4 protein-coding genes are annotated in these 3,602 nt (G+C 70.0%); 3 read left to right on the top strand and 1 reads right to left on the bottom strand.

The window, feature by feature from the left end; translation table 11 throughout:
- Nucleotides 1-240 precede the first annotated feature (240 nt).
- Nucleotides 241-1,065, top strand: a complete 825-nt coding sequence (locus U9983_RS26465; RefSeq protein ID WP_322756616.1) for an enoyl-CoA hydratase/isomerase family protein — start codon at nucleotides 241-243, stop codon at nucleotides 1,063-1,065.
- Between the two features lie 177 nt (nucleotides 1,066-1,242).
- Here the strand turns inward: U9983_RS26465 and U9983_RS26460 are convergent, their stop codons facing one another.
- A complete protein-coding gene (locus U9983_RS26460) occupies nucleotides 1,243-2,643 on the bottom strand; it encodes a zinc-dependent metalloprotease (RefSeq protein ID WP_322756615.1) in 1,401 nt (466 codons plus the stop codon).
- A gap of 195 nt (nucleotides 2,644-2,838) precedes the next feature.
- Here U9983_RS26460 and U9983_RS26455 point away from each other — a divergent pair, with 195 nt between their 5' ends.
- On the top strand, nucleotides 2,839-3,276 hold the full coding sequence (locus U9983_RS26455; protein WP_322756614.1) for a molybdenum cofactor biosynthesis protein MoaE: 438 nt from the start codon (nucleotides 2,839-2,841) through the stop codon (nucleotides 3,274-3,276).
- 14 nt (nucleotides 3,277-3,290) lie between these two features.
- Nucleotides 3,291-3,572, top strand: coding sequence for a hypothetical protein (locus U9983_RS26450; protein ID WP_322756613.1), 282 nt, complete (start codon nucleotides 3,291-3,293; stop codon nucleotides 3,570-3,572).
- The last annotated feature ends 30 nt before the right edge of the window (nucleotides 3,573-3,602 follow it).

Raw genomic sequence — 3,602 nt, 5'->3', positions numbered from 1 at the left:
GGAAGAAGGCCGGCCCGAATGGCCGACCCGACGCCATCCTGTCGGATTCGGTGATCGTGCCCTCTGCTGGGGCACGGGAAGGGCGCCCGGGAGCCTCCGGCGGCGCGCGAGCGACGGTAGCGCCGCCTTCGGTTAGGGTCGGGAAAGTCCGGGATGGCCAGCCTGGCGGGTCCACGACCGCTCCGGCGGCGCCGGGCGACGTCCGCATCCCGACGACTTCCGCGACACCAGGAGCCGATCGTGTCCGAACCGTTGCTTGTCCAACGTCCCGCGGATGGTGTCATTCTGCTGACACTGGCTCTGCCCGAGCGGCGCAACGCCATGAGCGTGGCACTCACGCAGGCCTGGTCGACGGCGTTGGACGAGATCATCACCGATCCGCATGTGCGGGCAGTGATCGTAACGGGACAGGGCAGTGCGTTCTGCGCCGGTGGTGACCTCGACTGGGTCGACCCGCGGACGAGCGGAGCGGCCGGCACCGAGCAGTTGCGTGCGAAGATGCTCACCTTTTACCGGACCTGGTTGAAGATCAGAGCGGTGGAGGTACCCACGATCGCGGCGGTGAACGGTGCCACGGTGGGCGCCGGGTTGTGTCTCGCGCTTGCCTGCGACCTGCGTTTCGCCTCGGTGGACGCCACCTTCTGCGCGCCTTTTACCCGCCTTGGCATGCATCCGGGGATGGCGGCCACCCGGTTGCTGCCCGAGGTCGTCGGTGCGGTCCGAGCCAGAGAGCTGATTTTCACCGGCCGGATGGTCGACGCCCGGGAGGCTGCGGCGATCGGCCTGGTCAACGCTGTGGTGCCCGCCGCCGACCTGGTCGCGACCGCGGTGGACACCGCGGTGCGGATCGCCGAGGCCGCGCCGGTCGCGACCAGACTGGCCAAGGTCGCGTTGAGCGGTGCCGACGATCTCGATCGGATCCTGCAGTGGGAAGCGCTCGCCCAAGCCACGACCATGGCCAACGGCGAGGCGGCTGAGGGGATCCAGGCGCAGCTCGACCGACGCCCGCCGTCGTTCGCCCCCGCGAGTGCTGTGGGGCCTACGGCCTCCGGGCACGCGATCTGACGATCGTCGCGCGCCCTTTGGCCGGTGCTGTGGGGCCTACGGCCTCCGGGCACGCGATCTGACGATCGGTGAGAAGCCCCCGGCACGCGGCCGGGCTCTCCAGCTTCCCCTTCTGGAGGGTCCGCCGGTGACCGGGGACTTCGTGTCCGCCAAGCTATGGCTGCGTAGCGGTGGCGGTCAACGACCGCCACGCGGATCAATGGCGGGACCTGCGTCGTCCGGTGGTTGCGGCCGGGGAGGCTCCTCCTGGGCGGGGGTGTCGCGCAACCGCTCCAGTTCCGCGATGGGGTCGCCCACCGTGCTGGTGTCGCCCGCGGCGAAACCCTGCGGGTCAGCGAGATCATCGGCGCTCGGAAGCAGATCGGGGTGTGCCCACAGGGCATCGCGTCCGTCGATCCCCCGGACGTCTGCCACGGCCCGCCACAGCGTGGCCGCCTCGCGCAGTTTGCGCGGGCGCAGGTTGAGGCCCACAAGCGTGGCAAAGGTCTGCTCGGCTGGCCCACCCTCGGCGCGGCGGCGGCGCACCATCTCCCGCAGCCTGGACGCACCGGGCAGGTTCTTCGTGGCGGCGGTGTCGGTGACGTTCTCCACCCAGCCCTCGACCAGGGCGAGGATCACCTCCAGGCGTGCCAGCGCCGCGGTCTGCTCAGGTGTGGTCGCCTCGTCGAAGACGTCCTCACCGAGTGCTTCCTGCAGACTCGCCGGATCCATGATCCGGGTCGGGTCGATCATCCCCATCGCCCGCGAAACCGCTTCGGAGTCGACCGCGATACCTCGGGCGTACTCCTCGACCGCACCGAGGACGTGCGCGCGGAGCCACGGGACATGGCCGTACAGGCGCTGGGACGCCGCTTCGCGTAGAGCCAGGTAGATCCGGACCTCGCTGGTGTCGATCCCCAGGCCCGAACCGAACGCCTCGACACCCGCCGGGACGAGCGCGGCTGTGCGCGGTGGGCTCAGCGGCAGCCCGACATCGGTGGAGGAGACGACCTCACGGGCGAGCAGGCCGATCGCCTGGCCGACCTGAGCGCCGAACAACATCCCGCCGACCTGGCTGACCATCTGCATGATCGGCCCGCCTGCGGCCGCCAGCTGGCTCAGGTCGATGCCTGGCGGGATCTGTGCGGCAAGTTCAGGCGGCAGCCCACCGCCCGCATCGCCCATCTGCGCGAGTCCGCTGGAGATTCCGCCGCGCATGGCGTCGGCGACCCTCGTGGCCACCGGATCGCACAGCGTCCGCCAGACGGGCAGTGTCACCTCGATCCAGCGGCCACGCGTCCATCCCTCGGCGGTGGTCGCTCCGGCGGGTAGCGTCGTCACCGGGTCGAGCCAGATGTCGGCGAGCCGGACCGCTTGGCGGACGTCTTCGACCTCGGCGTCGGACACGGCGCGGTCAGCGTCGCCGAGCGTACGCACCGCGACTTGTCGCGCGAGCTCCCAGTTCACGGGCCCGTCGTGCCAGGCCAGCAGGCGCTCGAGCTCGGCGAAGAACGGAGCTCCGGTTCCGAACGGCATACCGGAGCCGCCGGCCGGGGACGATCCGCCCGGGGTGAACCCGAACGGGAAGCCGTCGCTCATGGTCGGCGTCCCAGCCGGGAGGATGTGACGTGAGGCCCGTGGCCCATGGATCCGGACATGCACCAACGGTAGTGCGTTTTCCCGCTGATGCCGAAACGACATCACGATACGGCCACCGCAACGGTCGGGATCGCCCACCCGGGCCTCGGCTGATGACGATGACGCCGGTCGCGCGGATACCCTACGGTCGGACCTGTGAGCCACATCCGTACCGGCCAGGCTGTCATTGTGGCGATCCGCGAACCGGAGTTGTCGGTCGACGAGTGCCTGAACGCCGTACGGGGGCCAGGCGTGGGTGGCGTCGCCGTCTTCATCGGCACGGTGCGCGATCACGATGGCGGGCATGGCGTGGCCGAACTGGAGTACACCGCCCATCCACGGGCCGGTGCCGAGCTGGAACGGGTGGCAGCCACCGTGGCCGCCGCTCACGCGGTAGAAGCAGTGGCTGTCACCCACCGGATCGGCCTGCTCGGTATCGGTGATATCGCCGTGGTCGTTGCGGTGGGGGCCCCGCATCGCGCCGAGGCCTTCGCGGCGTGTCGTCAACTGATCGACGACGTCAAGGCCCAGGTTCCGATCTGGAAGCGCCAGGTGTTTCTGGACGGTTCGTCGGAGTGGGTAGGCGCGTGCTGAACGTGGCCTCTACCATGGGCTTCGCCTCCCTCTTCCCCCGTCTCGACGCCGAGGCCGCCATGTGGTTCCTGCTCATCCCACCGATCGCCGTCCTTGTCACCCTCGTCTGGCTCGCTTTGCGTTCACGCCCGGAACGCCGGCCCGAAGCGCTGATCACTGTGGAGGGTTACCGCCGCAGCATGGCCGCGCTTGCACGGCCCATGGACGTTGCGCGCGGTCCGTCTGTGCGTGCCGCATCCCTGCAGCCCCCAGCCCTGCCGACCCCCGCCACGACCGGTCCGCCTGATCCCCAGTGAGTTGATTTCCGTACTGGAGGGCCAAAGGGC

Source organism: Protofrankia sp. Cas3, assembly GCF_963555955.1.
In the GTDB taxonomy this organism is placed as follows: domain Bacteria; phylum Actinomycetota; class Actinomycetes; order Frankiales; family Frankiaceae; genus Protofrankia.
The sequence above is the reverse complement of the archived record's forward strand: the minus strand, read 5'-3'. Positions and strand labels throughout refer to the sequence as shown.

Excerpts from the sequence above, each read along its gene's own strand:
- U9983_RS26460 (WP_322756615.1), bottom strand. The coding sequence starts at position 2,643 with ATGAGCGACGGCTTCCCGTTCGGGTTCACCCCGGGCGGATCGTCCCCG.
- U9983_RS26450 (WP_322756613.1), top strand. The coding sequence starts at position 3,291 with ATGGGCTTCGCCTCCCTCTTCCCCCGTCTCGACGCCGAGGCCGCCATG.